We start from the raw sequence: 17292 nt of genomic DNA on the forward strand, positions 1-17292 counted from the left end.
ACCTGTCCGGAGCAACCCACCACATGCCAAGTCCCTCCGTCACCTCGCCGCAAGTAGCCGTCAACGACATCGGCTCGGCTGAGGACTTCCTCGCCGCCATCGACAAGACCATCAAATACTTCAACGATGGCGACATCGTCGAAGGGACGATCGTCAAGGTCGATCGCGACGAAGTACTCCTAGACATCGGTTACAAGACCGAAGGCGTCATCCCTTCCCGCGAGCTCTCCATCAAGCACGACGTCGACCCCAATGAGGTTGTGTCCGTCGGCGACGAGGTGGAAGCCCTGGTCCTCACCAAGGAGGACAAGGAAGGCCGCCTGATCCTGTCCAAGAAGCGTGCACAGTACGAGCGCGCCTGGGGCACCATCGAAGAGCTCAAGGAAAAGGACGAGGCCGTCAAGGGCACCGTCATCGAGGTCGTCAAGGGCGGCCTGATCCTCGACATCGGCCTGCGCGGCTTCCTGCCCGCATCGCTGGTGGAGATGCGTCGCGTCCGCGATCTGCAGCCGTACATCGGCAAGGAGATCGAGGCCAAGATCATCGAGCTCGACAAGAACCGCAACAACGTGGTGCTCTCGCGCCGCGCGTGGCTGGAGCAGACCCAGTCCGAGGTCCGCAGCGAGTTCCTCAACCAGCTGCAGAAGGGCGCCATCCGCAAGGGTGTCGTGTCCTCGATCGTCAACTTCGGCGCGTTCGTCGATCTCGGCGGTGTCGACGGCCTGGTGCACGTCTCCGAGCTGTCCTGGAAGCACATCGACCATCCGTCCGAGGTCGTCACCGTGGGCGACGAGGTCACCGTCGAGGTCCTCGACGTCGACATGGACCGCGAGCGGGTTTCGCTGTCGCTCAAGGCGACTCAGGAAGATCCGTGGCGCCACTTCGCCCGCACCCACGCGATCGGCCAGATCGTGCCGGGCAAGGTCACCAAGCTGGTGCCGTTCGGTGCGTTCGTCCGCGTCGAAGAGGGCATCGAGGGTCTGGTGCACATCTCGGAGCTGTCCGAGCGCCACGTCGAGGTCCCGGACCAGGTCGTCACCGTCGGCGACGACGCGATGGTCAAGGTCATCGACATCGACCTGGAGCGTCGCCGGATCTCGCTGTCGCTCAAGCAGGCCAACGAGGACTACACCGAGGAGTTCGACCCGTCGAAGTACGGTATGGCCGACAGCTACGACGAGCAGGGCAACTACATCTTCCCCGAGGGCTTCGACTCCGAGACCAACGAATGGCTCGAAGGTTTCGAGAAGCAGCGTGAGGAGTGGGAGTCCCGCTACGCCGAGGCCGAGCGCCGGCACAAGATGCACACCGCGCAGATGGAGAAGTTTGCCGCCGCCGAGGCCGAGGAGGCCTCGCGTCCGGTGTCGAACGGTTCGTCTCGCTCGGAGGAGTCGACCGGCGGAACGCTCGCCAGCGACGCCCAGCTCGCCGCTCTGCGCGAGAAGCTGGCTGGCAACGCCTAAGCAGTAACTCCAGTACGACCGCCCCGGCTCACCGAGCCGGGGCGGTCGTCGTTCAAGGGCCCTGACACACTGGTGCGGTGCTGAGAATCGGATTGACCGGAGGTATCGGGGCGGGCAAGTCGACGGTGTCCGCGACGTTCGCGGACTGCGGCGGCGTGGTCGTCGACGGCGACGTCATCTCTCGCGAGGTCGTCGAACCGGGGACCGAGGGGCTGGCCGCCCTGGTCGAGGCCTTCGGTGACGACATCCTGCTGCCTGACGGTGCGCTCAACCGACCGGCGTTGGCGGCCAAGGCTTTTCAGGACGACGAACAGCGTGCCAAGCTGAACGGCATCGTGCATCCGCTGGTGGGCAAGCGACGTCAGGAGATCATCGACTCGGTCGCGCCGGGCACCGTCGTCGTCGAGGACATCCCGCTGCTGGTGGAAACCGGTATGGCGCCGTTCTTTCCGCTCGTCGTGGTGGTCTGGGCCGACGAGGAGACCCGGGTGACCCGCCTGATCAAACGCGGCCTGCCCGAACACGACGCACGCGCACGGATGAAGGCGCAGGCGACCGACGAGCAGCGCCGCGCGATCGCCGATGTCGTGCTGGACAATTCGGGCACCCAGGAGGAGATCGTCGCGGCCGCGCGCCGGCTGTGGGAGGAGCGGGTGCTGCCGCTGGCCGAGAACATCCGCACCGGTCAGCGGGTGTGTGTCGAACCGAAGCTGGTGCCGCACGATCCGGCCTGGGCCGCCGACGCGCAGCGAATCATCAACCGGCTCAAGGCCGCCGGTGGTGCGAAGGTGCTGCGGGCCGACCACGTGGGGTCCACCGCGGTCGCCGGACTGGACGCCAAGAACGTCGTCGACGTCCAGGTGACGGTGGCCTCGCTCGACGATGCCGACGAGATCGCCGGGGCGTTGGCCGCCGTCGGGTACCCGCGGGTGGACGGCGTCGACTCCGACGTCGCGCACGACGACAGCGGCCGGTGGGGCAAACGGCTGCACGGCGCGGCCGACCCGGGTCGCCCGGCCAACATCCACATCCGCGTCGACGGCTGGCCCAACCAGCGGTTCGCGCTGCTGTTCCCGGCGTGGCTGGCCGCCGAACCCACGGCCCGAGAGGAGTACCTCCAGGTCAAGCGTGCCGCGTTGACGGCCCCGGATTATGCCGAGGCCAAGGAGCCGTGGTTCGCCCAGGCCTATCCCACGGCGCTGGCGTGGGCCGAGGAGACCGGCTGGCGCCCCTGACGGGTCAGGCGACCGGAGCCGGCGGCTCGGCGGGCGGGGCCGGTTCGACCGGCGGTTCGACGGGCGCATTCCGTACCGCCGCCGCGACCGGGGCCTCGCAGGTCAGCACGGCGTAGTCGGGGTCCTGTGGCAGGAACCGCGGGGCGACGAAATCGTCGGCCTGGGCGGCGAGCTGATCGTCGATGAGCACCTCGCAGTGCAGATTCGCCGAGTACGGCCACTGCACCGACACCTTCATCGTGGCCACGTCGGACTCGGGAAGCACGGTGTTCACCTCGAAGACGCGGCCCGGCACCATCGTCGGATTCGCGGTCAGCGTCTGGTCGCCCTCGGCTTCGTAGGTCACGGTGGCGCCGCGGGAGACGCCGTCGATCCGGGCCCGGTACACGACGTTGTGCAGCACCGGCGGCGCCTCCGAGACCACGGTCTGCGTATCGCTGTCCGGGTCCGCGACGGCGACGGCGGGGCTCACCAGGACACCGCCGACGGCGGCGCTCATCACCACTGTTCCCGCGCGCATGACGGAATTCATATAGGTGACCTTACAATGTTCGCCACGAGAGGACCATGCCGTGCCCGGCCAGCCAGCTGTGCAGGTCGTACCCGTGGCGGGCAAGGCCGCCGACTGTGCTGACGGCGGTCTGCACCGCCTGTTCGCCGGCCTCCGGGGTCAGCAGGTTGTGCCGGACCGCGGTGAGCAGTTCGTCGACGTCGCACAGTTCGGCGCCCAATCCGGTGCGCACCACGATGTCGAGGTAGTGGTCCTCGGCGGTCCACCGGTCCGGCCCGGGGGTATAGGCGCCGATATCGAGGTAGAAGTCCTGGTCCTTCTCGAAGCCGGGATTGAAGTGGAACACCGACGCCCGCAGGTTCAGCGACGGCAGCAGCCACGACTCCAGGTAGTGGAACTGCGCGCGGCCGGGGGTGGGGCGCGCCATGTACAACCCCCACGACTCGACCGAATAGACGTCGACGGCCCGCACGATGCCTTTGGGATCGGTGTTCGTGCAGGCGAGCAGGTCGAAGGTCTCGTGTTTGGGCGCGTGGATACCTGCAGCATAGGGCTGGGAACAGAAACGTGTCGGTCGCTGGTTCTACCCTGGTGAAATGGCATTCGCTACCGAACACCCCGTACTCGCGCATTCGGAGTACCGCCCGGTCGAGGCGATGGTGCGTACCGGCAAGCGGTTCGAGGTCGTCAGCCCCTACGAGCCGGCCGGCGACCAGCCCGCCGCCATCGACGACCTCGAACGCCGCATCCGGGCGGGGGAGAAGGACGTCGTCCTGCTGGGCGCCACCGGCACCGGTAAGTCCGCGACCACCGCGTGGCTGATCGAACGGCTGCAACGTCCCACGCTCGTGATGGCGCCGAACAAGACGCTGGCCGCCCAGCTCGCCAATGAGCTGCGAGAGATGTTGCCGCACAACTCCGTCGAGTACTTCGTCTCGTACTACGACTACTACCAGCCCGAGGCGTACATCGCGCAGACGGACACCTACATCGAGAAGGACAGCTCGATCAACGACGACGTGGAGCGGCTGCGGCACTCCGCGACGTCGAGCCTGCTGTCCCGGCGTGACGTCGTCGTGGTCGCCTCGGTGTCCTGCATCTACGGCCTCGGCACGCCGCAGTCCTACATGGACCGCTCCGTCGAGCTCACGGTGGGCGAGGAGGTGCCGCGCGACGCGCTGCTGCGCCTGCTCGTCGACGTGCAGTACACCCGCAACGACATGGCGTTCACCCGCGGCACATTCCGGGTGCGTGGCGACACCGTCGAGATCATCCCGTCCTACGAAGAGCTCGCCGTGCGGATCGAATTCTTCGGCGACGAGGTGGAGGCGCTGTACTACCTGCACCCGCTGACCGGTGACATCGTCCGCCGGGTCGATTCGCTGCGGATCTTCCCCGCGACGCACTACGTCGCAGGCCCGGAGCGCATGGCGCAAGCGATCACCTCGATCGAGCAGGAACTCGAGGAACGGCTGGCCGAACTCGAGGGGCAGGGCAAGCTGCTGGAGGCGCAGCGGCTGCGCATGCGCACCAACTACGACATCGAGATGATGCGGCAGGTCGGGTTCTGCTCCGGCATCGAGAACTACTCGCGCCACATCGACGGACGCGGTCCGGGAACGGCGCCCGCCACGCTGCTCGACTACTTCCCGGAGGACTTTCTCCTCGTCATCGACGAGTCGCACGTGACGGTGCCGCAGATCGGCGGCATGTACGAGGGCGACATGTCGCGTAAACGCAACCTCGTCGACTTCGGTTTCCGGCTGCCGTCGGCGGTGGACAACCGGCCGCTGACGTGGGAGGAGTTCGCGTCGCGGATCGGGCAGACCGTCTACCTGTCCGCGACACCGGGTCCCTACGAGATGAGCCAGTCCGGCGGTGAGTTCGTCGAACAGGTCATCCGCCCGACGGGTCTGGTCGACCCGCAGGTGATCGTCAAACCCACCAAGGGGCAGATCGACGACCTGATCGGTGAGATCCGCAAACGCACCGAACTCGACGAGCGCGTCCTGGTCACCACGCTGACCAAGAAGATGGCCGAGGATCTCACCGACTATCTTCTCGAGCTGGGCATCCGGGTGCGATACCTGCACTCCGAGGTCGACACGCTGCGACGCGTCGAACTGCTGCGGCAACTGCGACTCGGCGAGTACGACGTGCTGGTCGGCATCAACCTGCTGCGTGAGGGTCTCGACCTGCCCGAGGTATCGCTGGTGGCGATCCTCGACGCCGACAAGGAGGGGTTCCTGCGGTCCACCCGCAGCCTCATCCAGACCATCGGCCGCGCCGCCCGCAACGTCTCGGGTGAGGTGCACATGTACGCCGACAAGATCACCGACTCGATGCGTGAGGCGATCGACGAGACCGAACGCCGTCGCGCCAAGCAGATCGCGTACAACAAAGAACACGGGATCGACCCGAAGCCGTTGCGCAAGAAGATCGCCGACATCCTCGACCAGGTCTACCGCGAGGCCGAGGACACCGAGACCGTCGAGGTGGGCGGTTCGGGCCGCAACGCCTCGCGCGGCAGGCGCGCCCAGGGCGAGCCGGGCCGGGCGGTCAGCGCCGGCATCGTCGAGGGCCGCGACACCACCAACATGCCGCGGGCCGAACTGGCCGATCTGATCAAGGATCTGACCGAGCAGATGATGACCGCCGCCCGCGACCTGCAGTTCGAGCTGGCCGCCCGCATCCGCGACGAGATCCAGGACCTCAAGAAGGAGCTGCGCGGCATGGACGCCGCCGGGCTGAAATGACCGGCGGTTGACCTCAACGGCGCTTGAGCTCCTAGCGTGTCGGTGTGACTGACAGTTCGGACGTCGCGGCCGGCGGTTGGCGGGACCTGCTGGGCCCGACCCATCTCGGTGCGTCGACGGTGCTCGCCGGTGGCGTCCTGTTGTACGCGACCAACGAGTTCCTCACGATCAGCCTGATGCCGAGCGCGGTCGCCGACATCGGCGGGCAGCGGTTCTACGCCTGGGTGACGACGGTCTATCTCGTCGCGTCGGTGATCGCGGCGACGACCGTGCAGCCGGTGCTGATGCGAATCGGGCCGCGATGGGCATACCTGTCCGCGCTGACGGTGTTCGCGGCGGGCAGCCTCGGATGCGCACTGGCGCCGACGATGGAACTGCTGCTGGTGGGACGGACGGTGCAGGGCGCCGCGGGCGGTCTGCTCGCGGGCCTCGGCTACGCCGTCATCAACACCGCGCTGCCGAGCCGGCTGTGGACGCGCGCGTCGGCGCTGGTGTCCGCGATGTGGGGAGTCGGCACGCTCGTCGGCCCCGCCTCCGGGGGACTGTTCGCGCAGTTCGGCAGCTGGCGGTGGGCCTTCGGTGTGCTGGTCGCGCTGACCGCCGCGATGGCGGTGCTGGTGCCGTTCACCCTGCCGGCGCGGGTCGGCGATCCGGACGCTCGGCCGTCGCGTCTGCGCATCCCGCTGTGGTCGCTGCTGTTGTTGGGGGCGGCCGCGCTGGTGGTCAGCACGGCCGGTATCCCGCGCGACGTCCGGGTCACGGCGGCGTTGCTCGCCGCCGGGGTGGTCATCGTGGTGGTGTTCCTCGTCGTGGACCGGCGGGCCGCGGTCGCGGTGTTGCCGCCGAGCACGTTCACCCGCGGCCCGGTGAAGTGGATCTACGCGACGCTCGGTCTGCTGATGGCCGCCACCATGGTCGACATGTACGTGCCGCTGTTCGGTCAGCGCCTGGCCGGGATGGCGCCGGTGGTGGCGGGGTTCTTCGGCGCCGTGCTCTCGGTCGGCTGGACGGGCGGCGAGATCACCAGCGCGTCGCTGAGTCGCGAACGGGTGATCGTGCGGACCGTGGCCGCCGCTCCGCTCGTCATGGCCGTCGGTCTGAGCGTCGGCATGCTGGCCCTGCGCGACGAGATGGGTGCCGGGTGGGCCGCGCTGTGGGCGCTCGGTCTGCTGATCACCGGCACGGGCATCGGCATCGCGTGGCCGCACCTGTCGGCGTGGGCGATGAGCCGCGTCGACGACCCGGCAGAGGGGCCCGCCGCGGCCGCGGCGATCAACACCGTGCAACTCATCTGCGGGGCGTTCGGGGCGGGGCTCGCCGGCGTCGTCGTCAACCTCACCGACACGGGGGATGCGGGCGCCGCGCGGTGGTTGTTCGCGGTCTTCGCCGGGGCCGTCGCCGTCGGCGTCCTCGCGTCCATGCGGGCCGTCGCGAAAAACCCTGCGCAGGAACCTGTTTCGGTCAGTCCAGATCGTCGTCGAGCTGCCTGATGGCGGTCACGCCGTCGATGGTGGCCAGCACCGACGGCGCGGTGAGGATGCGATAGCCCGACAGTGTGAGCGACACACCGGACTGCCCTGGACCCGCTGCCAGCGGCTCCCCGGAGGCGTCGGCGGCGAGTTCGGCGAGCTGCCAATCCCGTCGCTCGCACGCCTGTAGGACACGGGTCAGCACGCCCTGCCCCTCGCGGTAGGTGACGTGCAGGCGGATCGACCCGCTGAGCCGCGCGTTGAGGCGCCGGGCCACGGGCATGAAACCCACGACGATGACGAAGTGCAAGCCGGTGACGAGACACGCCAGCAGCAGCAGGCCTGCACCGGCCGCCATCCCGATCGCCGCCGACTCCCAGACCGCGGCGGCCGTCGTCAACCCGTGCACCGAGCCACGCCGGAAGATGATGATCCCGGCGCCGAGGAAACCGATCCCGGTGACGATCTGCGCCGCGACACGCGACGGATCCACCTCGACGGTGCCCGAGTCGAGCACGTCGTGGAAGCCGAACTTGCTGACCAGCATGATCAGCGCCGACGCCGTCCCGACGATCGTCTGGGTGCGCAGACCCGCGCTCTTGCCCTGGATCTCGCGCTCGAGGCCGATGAGGGCGGTCAGGCCGAACGCGACGAGCAGCCCGATGATCTGCCGCGGCTCCTGGCCCGGGCCGCCGAAGAACGGCGCATCGGCGGCCAGCACGAAATCCATAGCCGACCGTAACCGGCGTGGTCAGCGGAGGGACGGCGGCGCGCTGGGGTTCCGAATCAGCGCGAGCAAAAGCCTGGGCGGCGGCGCGCCGGTCGGGCATGGTGGGTGTCGTTCGCGGGTGTGGCTGAGTGGCTAGGCACCGGCCTGCAAAGCCGTTTACACGGGTTCGAATCCCGTCATCCGCTCCAAGCGCCGCCGTCACGACACGGCGTGTCGCGGCCTGATCCGGTTGCCGCTTGAGGAAGCGGGACACAAGGCGATAACCCCGACGCCTCGGGTGCTCGGCGGGCGGGTGCGTTGCCGCAGCGTGCGCCGGTGAACGCGTCCCGTGAAGATCCAGCGCAGTACTACACGGATGTAATTCGTTTCCCTTGCGAACGAATATCGCGTTCACCTGCGCGGTCTGCGCTCGGTAACCGAACCACTTCTCATTTGCAACGGTTCAATAAACGCCAGAATTGTCGCACCGGCCAATTCGCTGACCCGGCATACGTTCCCTCCCGACGCACAGCGTCAAAGGATGCGCACAGAGAACTGAGGGAACATGTCGCGGACTACCAACCGATTGGGCGTCACCGCCCTGGCTACCGCAGGGGCCTGCTGGATCGTTCAGCTGTTCAACCCTGCGACGGCGATCGCTGAACCGGGGACCGTGAGTCCCGGCGTTCCGTGCGTGAACATCATGCAGCAGCTGTTGACCGTTCCCGGCCGGCTGCCGGCGACGTTGCCCAACGCCAACTCCGTCCTGACGAACACCGCGCCGCCGGCGGGCCCGATCCCACCGGCCGGTTCGACCAACGGCATCGCCTCGTCGACGCCGCCGTCGGTGGGGATCCCCCCGGCCGGGTCGCTCAACGGCACCGCGTCCTCGACGCCGCCGTCGGTCGCCATCCCGCCGGCCGGGTCGCTCAATGGGACCGCCTCCGCGACACCGCCGCGCCCGCCCGTTCCCGGCGCGCCGGTGACGTCGTCGTCGGCGCGCGTCACGCCGCCGTCCGGACCGGTGCCGCCCTCAGGCCTGGTCGACACTGCCAGCGGTGCGACGCCGCCGGTCCCCGGCGCGCCGGGTGTGCCCGCCGCGGGTGGCGGCGGCGGAGCGGTTCCGCCCGCCCCCGGCGCACCGGGTGCTCCGCTCGCGAACTCGGGTGGCGTGGCCGTGCCGCCGGCGCCTGCGGCTCCCGGCGGTCCCGCCGGTGGTGCGGGCGGGGCGGGTGCGCCCGCTGGTGGTCCGGGTGTTCCTGCTGGTGTGGTTCAGCCGGCTGCGGGTGCGGTGCCTCCGGCCCCGGCAAGTGCGCCTGCCGGTGGCGCGGGCGGCGCAGGTGCGCCGGCTGGTGGTCCGGGTGTTCCCGCTGGTGTGGTTCAGCCGGCTGCCGGGGCGGTGCCGCCGGCTCCTGCCGCGCCGCCTGCCGGTGTGGTCGAGCCGGCCGCCGGTGCAGTGCCGCCGGCTCCTGCCGCGCCGCCTGCCGGTGTGGTCGAACCTGCCGCGGGCGCAGTGCCTCCTGCCCCGGGTGGCCCGGGTGCCGCAGGTGGTGGCCCTGCGGGTGCGGTGGCGCCGCCGGCTCCGCCTGCGCCGCCTGCTGCGGTGGTTGAGCCTGCGGGTGCGGTGGCGCCGCCGGCTCCGCCTGCGCCGCCTGCTGCGGTGGCTGAGCCTGCGGGTGCGGTGACGCCTCCGGCTCCCGGTGCTCCGGGCGGTCCCAGCGTCAGCTCGGTCGAGAACGTGACGCCGCCGGCTCCGCCGGCACCCCCAGCCGCTGCGTCGACCCCGGCTGAGGCAGTGACGCCTCCGGCTCCTGGTGCTCCGGGCGGTCCGAGTGTGAGCTCGGTGGAGAACGTGACTCCTCCGGCGCCTCCGGCTCCCGGTGGTGAGTCGGGGGGCTCGGTGGAGCGGTTCTCGCCGCCGGCCCGGCCTGCGCCGCCGGCTTCGGCGTCGACTCCGGTCGAGGCGGTGACGCCTCCGGCTCCTGGTGCGCCGGGCGGTCCGAGCGTGAGCTCGGTGGAGAACGTGTCGCCTCCGGCGCCTCCGGCTCCGGGTGGGGAGTCGGCGGGCTCGGTTGAGCGGTTCTCGCCGCCGGCCCCGCCCGCGCCGCCGGCATCGGCGTCGACTCCGGTCGAGGTCGCGACGCCGCCGGCTCCGCCGGCACCGGCAACCCCAGCAGGCAGCTCGGTCGAGGCGGCGACGCCTCCGGTTCCGCCGGCTCCGCCTGCTGCGGTGGTTGAGCCTGCTGCTGCGGCGACGCCTCCGGTTCCGCCGGCTCCGCCTGCCGCGGTGGTCGAGCCCGCTGGCGCTGCGGTGCCTCCGGCCCCGGCCGGTCCGCCTGCTGGTGTGGTTGAGCCTGCTGCGGGTGCGGTTCCTCCGGCTCCGGGTGGTCCCGGTGGCGGCGCCGGTGGCCCCGGTGGCGCAGGCGTGCCCCCGGCTCCGGCTGGTCCTCCGGCTGCTGCCGTGGAACCCGCTGCGGCCGCAGCGCCGCCTGCCCCGGGTGGTCCCGGCGGTGCTGCGGGTGGCCCCGGTGGTGCCGCGGTGCCTCCGGCCCCTCCGGCCCCGCCCGCCGGTGCAGTCCAGCCCGCCGCTGCCGCTCTCCCGCCGGCTCCGGGTGGTCCGGGTGCCGCAGGTGGCGGTCCCGCCGGTGCGGTCTTGCCCCCGGCTCCGCCGGCGCCTCCGGCCGCCGTGGTTCAGCCCGCCGCTGCCGCGGTGCCTCCCGCCCCGCCGGCCCCGCCTGCGGCCGTCGTGGAACCGGCTGCCGCCGTCGTCCCGCCCGCGCCTCCGGCTCCGGGTGTCCCGGCAGCCGGTGCGGTGCCCGTCGCCGCCCCGCCCGCTCCGCCCGCGCCTCCGGCCGGCGGTTCCGGTGCGGTGAACATCGCGGCTCCTCCGGCGCCTCCGGCTCCGCCGGCCGCCAGCTCCACCGCCGTGAACATCCCGACGCCGCCGTACCCGGCGGCACCGGGAGCCCCGGTCACCGGTGGCGCGGGTACGCCGGGCGGCGTCCTCCCGCCGCTCGAGGGTGCGGCTGCGGTGTTCGACCGGCTCCTGCCGGGCGTCCCCGCGCCGGGTGCGCCGGGTGCCACCGCCAACGGCCCGTGGGATTTCATCCCGACGATCACCGTCCCGCAGATCCCGGGCCTGCCGGTTCCGCTGCCGACCGAGATCGGGCCGCCCAGCGACGGCATCTGCGCGGGCACCGGCGGCCTGTGGTCGGCCAGCGCCAACCCGGGCGCCGCCCCGGCTCAGGCACCGGTCACCGGCCCGGCCACCGATCGTCGCGACGACTGGGGCTGAGCTCCACAATGATCGGGCCCGGCGTGCACACGCCGGGCCCGATTCATGTCACCGCGAGGCGGGCAACCGCAACAGCAGCCGGGCCCCACCCATCGGACTGGTCTCCAATGACGCTGTCCCACCGTGCAATTCAGCCTGCTGCGCCACCAGTGCCAAGCCGAGACCCGACCCCGAACGCGACGCCGTCGACCCGCGCGAGAACCGCTCGAAGACCAGCGCGCGTTCCTCTTCCGGGACGCCGCTGCCGTTGTCGTCGACCGCGATCTCGACGTCGTCGCCGGAACGGATGGCACTCAACCGGATCTGCGTCGCGTTCCCGTGCTTGATGGCGTTGGCGATCGCGTTGTCGATGACCAACCGCAGCCCCGCGGGCAGCCCCAGGATCCGCACCGGCGCCGACGGCACCAGCGACACATCGAGATCCGGGTAGCTGCGCAACGCGTCGTGGGCGGCGCGGTCCAACAATTCGGTGACGTCGACCGGGACGTGATCCTCGGCAGTGGTCAGCTCACCCTGCGCCAACCGCTCCAACGCCGTCAGCGTCGCCTCGATCCGGCTCTGGGTGCGCACGACGTCGGCGATCACCTCGTTGCGCTGTTCGTCGGTCATGTCCAGCGTCGAGAGCACCTCGAGGTTGGTGCGCATGGCGGTCAGCGGGGTGCGCAGCTCGTGCGACGCCACCGCGGCGAAATCGCGGGCGGACTCCAACGCCGCCTTGGTCCGCGCCTGCTCCTCACCGATGCGCGCCAGCATGCCCTCGACGGCCTCGGCGATCTCGGCGGCCTCCCAGACGCCGCCGACCTGCACTTCCTCGGGTTTGGACTGCGCGTTGATGGCGCGGGCCTGCTGCGCCAGCAGCCGGAACGGGTTGATCATGATCAGCCACATCACCCAGCCCACGACCACCGTGCCCGCGATGACGCCACCGCAGATCAGCACCACGCGCAGGTGCAACTGGTCGATACGGCGCTGCGTCTCCTCCAGCGGCGAACCCAACGCGATCGTGGCGGGACCCGCGGCGAAGGTGCGGACCCGGTACTCCACGCCGTCGATCGTGGTGTTGGCGTACCCGATGTCCAGCTTCGGCAGGACGATGTCCTTGGGCACCGACACTGTCACCCCGCCGATACGCGCCGTCCGCACCAGCGTGCGGTCCGGGGGCGGGGAGGTGGGGCTCCCGGTGGCGTTGGCCGGGTTCAGGAACGTGCCGAAGTCACCGAGGCTGGTCACCGAGTCGAGCTGCCGGTCGAGCTGGCTGTACTGGTCGTTGGTCACGCCGATCCACACCCATGTGCCCAGCGTGAGCACGAGGACCACCACCGACAGCGCGGCCACGATCACGATGGTCCGCAGCGACAGGATCGGCATGGGCATCGGCATGAAACGCCGCAGCCGCTCGTCGACGCGCACTAGCGGATCGACCGCGCGGTGCCCGGTCGGCGTCGAGATGTCGCAGCGCTGTCCACAACGCTCATCTTGCCTGACCGCTTCATCGTGGTGCGGTGGCGTCCGGCATGATGCGCGGGTGCTGGCGCAGACGCTCTCGGACATCCTGACGACCCTCGACGTGGAACGTGTCGGTGACGACGAGTTCAGCGCAATCCAGATGGACAACCCCGCCCATCACATCGTCGGCGGGCACATCGCGGCCCAGTCGCTGATGTCGGCCAGCCGCACGGTGACCGCCGATCGCACACCGCACAGCATGCACGTGTACCTGTTGCGGGCCGGGGATGCGCGGCGGCCGGTGCACTTCGAGATCACCCGGCTGCGCGACGGCGGGGTGCTGTCGTCACGTCGGGTGCTGGCCCGCCAGGACGATCAGGTGCTGCTCGAAGCGCTCGTCTCGTTCACCGCGCCGGTGGACAGCCTCGAACACCAGCAGCCCGCGCCCGACGTGCCCGCCCCCGAGTCGCTGCCGCCGGTGCAGGAACAGCTGCAGCCCTACGCCGACGAGCACGGGGGAGCGTGGCTTCGGCCGCATCCGCTGGAGCGGCGCTACATCGACCCTCCGCCGCGGGTGGCGCTCGACGTACCTGATCCGTCCCCGCGCATCCGAACCTGGTGGCGCCCCAGCGCACCCATGCCTGCCGACCCCATCCTCAACAGCTGCCTGCTGACCTACGTGTCGGGCACCGCACTGCTGGAGACCGCGATGGTGGTGCGGCGCACCACACAGCTGACCGCGTTCTCCGCGCTGATCGACCACGCGGTGTGGTTCCACCGCCCCGCCGATCTCTCGGACTGGGTGCTCTGCGACGCCGTCACCCCCAGCGGGGTGCACGGTCGCGCGCTCGCCACGGCCACCATGTACAACCGGGACGGGTCGTTGGTGTGCACCGCCTCCCAGGAAATCTACTTCGGTCGCGACCGTCGCGAATGACGCTGCGGCGCTTGGCTGTCGGCCATCAGCCGGGCAGCGACGCGCAAGTCCTCGGTGAGCGCGTCGAACGCCTCCTGCCGGTTCTCGCGCGGTCCGCGCAGCACCGACGACGGATGCACCGTGGCCACCACCGCGGGGTCGATGCCCAGATCGTCGGGCGGTAACCCCAGCACCTCGCCGCGGTGTGCGGTGATGCGGAAGTCGTTGCCCAGCAATGCTTTCGCGGCCGTCGCGCCCAGCAGCACCACGATGTCCGGCTGGACCGCGTCCAACTCCGCGAGCAGCCAGGGCCGGCACGCCACCACCTCGGTGCGACTCGGGGTCTTGTGGATGCGTCGCTTACCGCGTTCGGGCAGCGTGAACTTGAAGTGTTTGACCGCGTTGGTGACGTAGACGGTGTCGCGGTCGATCCCGGCGGCCACGAGCGCCTTGTCGAGCAGGCGGCCCGCCGGGCCGACGAACGGCGCCCCGGCAACGTCTTCCTGGTCGCCCGGTTGTTCGCCGATCAGCATGACGGTCGCATCGGTACTGCCCTGGCCGAACACGCCCTGGGTCGCATCCCGGTACAGCTCGCAACCTCGGCAGGCCTGCACCGCGTCGGCGAGAACCGCCACGTCGTGGCTGTCAGGGACGAAGTCTTGTGCGCCGGGCACTTTCGTCGCCATGGTGGGGGACTACCCGCGCAAAGCCCGCGTCACGCAGCCCGATCCGCGGCGGATTGACCTGCGTCACGGCGTGGTGGGGTGGGGACGACTCGGTCACTGTGGCACCCGCAGCGCGGTTGCCGGCGGCTAACATCAGTGCCGGTAGAACGCTGTTGACCGCCTTGATCAGGCTGCCGGGTGTCGCGATTAGCACCCGGGTTCGTCGGGCAACACGTTAATGTTCCGTTTGGCCTTGCAAATGACTCTGGGAGGGTATGGATGAGCGCCTATCGCACCGTGGTGGTCGGCACCGACGGATCGGATTCGTCGTTGCGGGCAGTCGACCGCGCGGGCCAGATCGCCGCCGGATCGGGCGCCAAGCTCATCGTCACCACCGCCTACTTCCCGCAGAGCGAGGATCAGCGCGCCGCCGACGTCCTCAAGGACGAGGGCTACAAGATGGCGGGCAACGCCCCCATCTACGCGATCCTGCGCGAGGCGCGCGACCGCGCCAAGGAGGCCGGCGCCGAGAACATCGAGGAGAGGGCCGTCGTCGGCGCACCCGTCGACGCTCTGGTCGAACTGGCCGAAGAGGTCAAGGCCGATCTGCTGGTCGTCGGCAACGTCGGTCTCAGCACCATCGCCGGACGGCTGCTCGGCTCGGTGCCCGCCAACGTGGCGCGCCGGTCGAAGACCGACGTCCTGATCGTGCACACCACGCCCTGACACACCTCGGTCATTCCTGACCCCGCGGCGGTCCCGAGTGCCACACTCGGGATTGACGTGGAGGTCAGCCATGACGACAACCCTGCATCCGACCGGCATCGCCCCTCGCGAGAACGGCGCGCCGCCGCCGGATGTGCCGCTCGGTGACATCGATCTGGGCACCCTCGAGTTCTGGGAGTGGGACGACGACCGCCGCGACGGCGCGTTCGCCACACTCCGGCGGGAAGCCCCGATCTCGTGGTTCGAGGTCCCCGAATTCGCCGGTTTCCCCGGCGGCCGCGGACATTGGGCGCTGACCACCTACGACGACGTGCACCATGCGAGCAGGCACCCGGAGGTGTTCAGCTCGATCCCGACGAGCACCGCACTCAACGACGTCCCCGTCGAGATCGCCGAGTACGTCGGGTCGATGATCTCGCTCGACGACCCGCGGCATCTGCGGCTGCGCTCGATCGTGAACCGGGCGTTCACCCCGAAGATGCTCACCCGCATCGAGCAGAGCGTCCGCGACCGCGCCCGGCGCCTGGTCGCCGACCTCATCGCACATCACCCGGACGGGTGCGCGGACTTCGTGCGGACCGTCGCCGGACCGTTCCCGCTGCAGATCATCTGCGACATGATGGGCATTCCCGAGGAGGACGAGGAGAAGATCTTCAACTGGACCTCGATCGTGCTCAGCGGTGCCGACGAGGAGATCGCCAGAGACCACGACACCGTCGTCGGGGCGGTGCTGTCACTGGGCGAGTACGGGCTCGCACTGGCCGAGGCCCGCCGCACCCGGCCCACCGATGACCTCACCACCAACCTGGTACAGGCCGAGGTCGACGGCGAACGGCTCACCTCTGCCGAGATCGCCTCGTTCTTCATCCTGCTCTCGGCGGCGGGCAACGAGACCACCCGCAACGCGATCAGCCACGGCCTCGTCGCGCTGACCCGCTATCCCGAACAGCGGCAGCGGTGGTGGGATGACTTCGACGCCGTCGCCCCGACCGCGGTGGAGGAGATCGTGCGGTGGGGCTCGCCGATCATCTTCATGCGCCGCAACCTCACCGAGGACGTGGAGCTGCGCGGCGTGCAGATGAAGGCGGGGGACAAGGTGTCGCTCTGGTACAACTCCGCAAACCGCGACGAGACGAAGTTCGACAACCCGTGGCTGTTCGACGTCACGCGGGACCCCAACCCGCAGATCGGATTCGGCGCGGGCGGCGCGCACTTCTGCCTCGGCGCCAACCTCGCGCGCCGCGAGATCCGGGTCCTCTACTCCGAACTGCGCCGGCAGGTCCCCGACATCATCGCGACCGAGGAACCGGCGATCCTGCGGTCAGCGTTCGTGCACGGCATCAAGCGGCTGCCGGTCGCATGGACGGTGTGAGCCGGTGTGAGCCGGTCTGACGGTCACCAGCCGCGTTCGCGCCACTCGTCCAGATGCGGGCGCTCGGCGCCCAGCGTGGTGTCGTCGCCGTGGCCGGGATAGACGACCGTGGAGTCGGGATAGACGTCGAACACCCGCGTGGTCACGTCGGTGAGGAGCTTCTCGAAGTCGCCCTCCTGCCATGTCTTGCCCACCCCGCCCGGGAACAGGCAGTCGCCGGTGAACAGGTGCACCGCGTCGCCTGCTGCGGGGCCGTGCAACGCCAGCGCGATCGACCCGGGGGTGTGCCCGCGCAGATGGATGACGTCGAACGTGAGATCGCCCACCTGCAGGGTGTCCCCGCCGGCGAGGTGGCGGTCCGGGGTGACCGGCAGCGGTTCGGCGTCCAGTTCGTGGGCGGCGGTCGGCGCACCGGTGGTCCGGGCCAGCGTTTCAAGGGCCTGCCAGTGGTCGAAATGCTGGTGTGTGGTGAGGATCATGGTGACCGTCGGCGCCAGCTGGGCGACGAGCCCGCTCAGGACGTCGGCGTCGTTGGCGGCGTCGATGAGTAGCGTCTCGCCGGTGCGGGAACAGGTGACCAGGTAGGCGTTGTTGTCCATGGGGCCCACGGAGACCTTGACGATCGTCGCGCCGGGAAGTGTTCGCCTGGCCGCGGTCCGTGGTTCCACATGTCCGGTGTAGTTGTCGTCGACGACTGTCATGGCAGCCACGGTAACGGGCTTGTCGGTG

The 17292-nt window shown here is 70.1% G+C and carries 17 protein-coding genes and 1 tRNA gene; 11 read left to right on the forward strand and 7 right to left on the reverse strand.

All coding sequences use genetic code 11. From position 1 onward, the window contains the following. Positions 1-23: 23 nt before the first annotated feature. Positions 24-1463: a 30S ribosomal protein S1 gene (gene rpsA / locus AU194_RS01615; protein ID WP_059087446.1), complete on the forward strand. Its 1440-nt coding sequence runs from the start codon at positions 24-26 to the stop codon at positions 1461-1463. Between the two features lie 77 nt (positions 1464-1540). Next, entirely contained in the window at positions 1541-2698 is a 1158-nt protein-coding gene (gene coaE, locus AU194_RS01620) for a dephospho-CoA kinase (protein ID WP_059087447.1), read from the forward strand. A 4-nt stretch (positions 2699-2702) separates the two neighbouring features. Here the strand turns inward: coaE and AU194_RS01625 are convergent, their stop codons facing one another. Both AU194_RS01625 and AU194_RS01630 read right to left on the reverse strand, forming a co-directional pair. Then, positions 2703-3230: a hypothetical protein gene (locus tag AU194_RS01625; RefSeq protein WP_059087448.1), complete on the reverse strand. Its 528-nt coding sequence runs from the start codon at positions 3228-3230 to the stop codon at positions 2703-2705. Between the two features lie 10 nt (positions 3231-3240). Further along, positions 3241-3747 (reverse strand): DUF402 domain-containing protein, encoded by a 507-nt coding sequence (locus tag AU194_RS01630; protein ID WP_197417486.1) that lies wholly within the window; start codon positions 3745-3747, stop codon positions 3241-3243. Between the two features lie 58 nt (positions 3748-3805). Here AU194_RS01630 and uvrB point away from each other — a divergent pair, with 58 nt between their 5' ends. Both uvrB and AU194_RS01640 read left to right on the forward strand, forming a co-directional pair. Next, complete coding sequence (gene uvrB / locus AU194_RS01635) at positions 3806-5965, forward strand: excinuclease ABC subunit UvrB (RefSeq protein ID WP_059087450.1); 2160 nt, start codon at positions 3806-3808, stop codon at positions 5963-5965. Between the two features lie 44 nt (positions 5966-6009). After that, positions 6010-7455: an MFS transporter gene (locus AU194_RS01640; RefSeq protein WP_059087451.1), complete on the forward strand. Its 1446-nt coding sequence runs from the start codon at positions 6010-6012 to the stop codon at positions 7453-7455. Here the strand turns inward: AU194_RS01640 and AU194_RS01645 are convergent. Further along, a complete protein-coding gene (locus AU194_RS01645) occupies positions 7427-8164 on the reverse strand; it encodes an MgtC/SapB family protein (protein ID WP_059087452.1) in 738 nt (245 codons plus the stop codon). The genes AU194_RS01640 and AU194_RS01645 overlap by 29 nt on opposite strands. 114 nt (positions 8165-8278) lie before the next feature. Between AU194_RS01645 and AU194_RS01650 the strand changes: the two genes are divergently transcribed. Continuing rightward, positions 8279-8352: transfer RNA gene (locus AU194_RS01650), tRNA-Cys, on the forward strand. Positions 8353-8773: 421 nt separating this feature from the next. Here the strand turns inward: AU194_RS01650 and AU194_RS32395 are convergent. Beyond that, positions 8774-9193 (reverse strand): hypothetical protein, encoded by a 420-nt coding sequence (locus tag AU194_RS32395; protein WP_231743106.1) that lies wholly within the window; start codon positions 9191-9193, stop codon positions 8774-8776. A gap of 8 nt (positions 9194-9201) precedes the next feature. On the opposite strand from AU194_RS32395, the gene AU194_RS32400 reads away from it, so the two are divergent. From AU194_RS32400 to AU194_RS32410, 3 genes are all read left to right on the forward strand, one after another. Next, on the forward strand, positions 9202-9828 hold the full coding sequence (locus tag AU194_RS32400) for a hypothetical protein (RefSeq protein WP_231743107.1): 627 nt from the start codon (positions 9202-9204) through the stop codon (positions 9826-9828). 549 nt (positions 9829-10377) lie between these two features. Then, positions 10378-11016 (forward strand): hypothetical protein, encoded by a 639-nt coding sequence (locus AU194_RS32405; RefSeq protein WP_231743108.1) that lies wholly within the window; start codon positions 10378-10380, stop codon positions 11014-11016. 53 nt (positions 11017-11069) lie between these two features. Then, positions 11070-11438, forward strand: a complete 369-nt coding sequence (locus tag AU194_RS32410) for a hypothetical protein (RefSeq protein ID WP_231743109.1) — start codon at positions 11070-11072, stop codon at positions 11436-11438. A gap of 48 nt (positions 11439-11486) precedes the next feature. Here the strand turns inward: AU194_RS32410 and AU194_RS01660 are convergent, their stop codons facing one another. After that, positions 11487-12818, reverse strand: coding sequence for a sensor histidine kinase KdpD (locus AU194_RS01660; protein ID WP_231743118.1), 1332 nt, complete (start codon positions 12816-12818; stop codon positions 11487-11489). Positions 12819-12963: 145 nt separating this feature from the next. Here AU194_RS01660 and AU194_RS01665 point away from each other — a divergent pair, with 145 nt between their 5' ends. Beyond that, a complete protein-coding gene (locus AU194_RS01665; protein ID WP_059087454.1) occupies positions 12964-13821 on the forward strand; it encodes an acyl-CoA thioesterase II in 858 nt (285 codons plus the stop codon). Here the strand turns inward: AU194_RS01665 and AU194_RS01670 are convergent. Then, positions 13794-14486 (reverse strand): UdgX family uracil-DNA binding protein, encoded by a 693-nt coding sequence (locus AU194_RS01670; protein WP_059087455.1) that lies wholly within the window; start codon positions 14484-14486, stop codon positions 13794-13796. The genes AU194_RS01665 and AU194_RS01670 overlap by 28 nt on opposite strands. 258 nt (positions 14487-14744) lie before the next feature. Between AU194_RS01670 and AU194_RS01675 the strand changes: the two genes are divergently transcribed. Together AU194_RS01675 and AU194_RS01680 are read left to right on the forward strand one after the other, a co-directional pair. Beyond that, positions 14745-15191: a universal stress protein gene (locus AU194_RS01675; RefSeq protein ID WP_059087456.1), complete on the forward strand. Its 447-nt coding sequence runs from the start codon at positions 14745-14747 to the stop codon at positions 15189-15191. Between the two features lie 70 nt (positions 15192-15261). Further along, a complete protein-coding gene (locus AU194_RS01680; RefSeq protein WP_059087457.1) occupies positions 15262-16563 on the forward strand; it encodes a cytochrome P450 in 1302 nt (433 codons plus the stop codon). 23 nt (positions 16564-16586) lie between these two features. On the opposite strand, the gene AU194_RS01685 is transcribed toward AU194_RS01680, so the two are convergent. Beyond that, positions 16587-17264, reverse strand: a complete 678-nt coding sequence (locus AU194_RS01685; RefSeq protein WP_059087458.1) for an MBL fold metallo-hydrolase — start codon at positions 17262-17264, stop codon at positions 16587-16589. Positions 17265-17292 lie beyond the last annotated feature (28 nt).

It is taken from the genome of Mycobacterium sp. GA-2829, from assembly GCF_001499965.1.
Lineage (GTDB): Bacteria > Actinomycetota > Actinomycetes > Mycobacteriales > Mycobacteriaceae > Mycobacterium.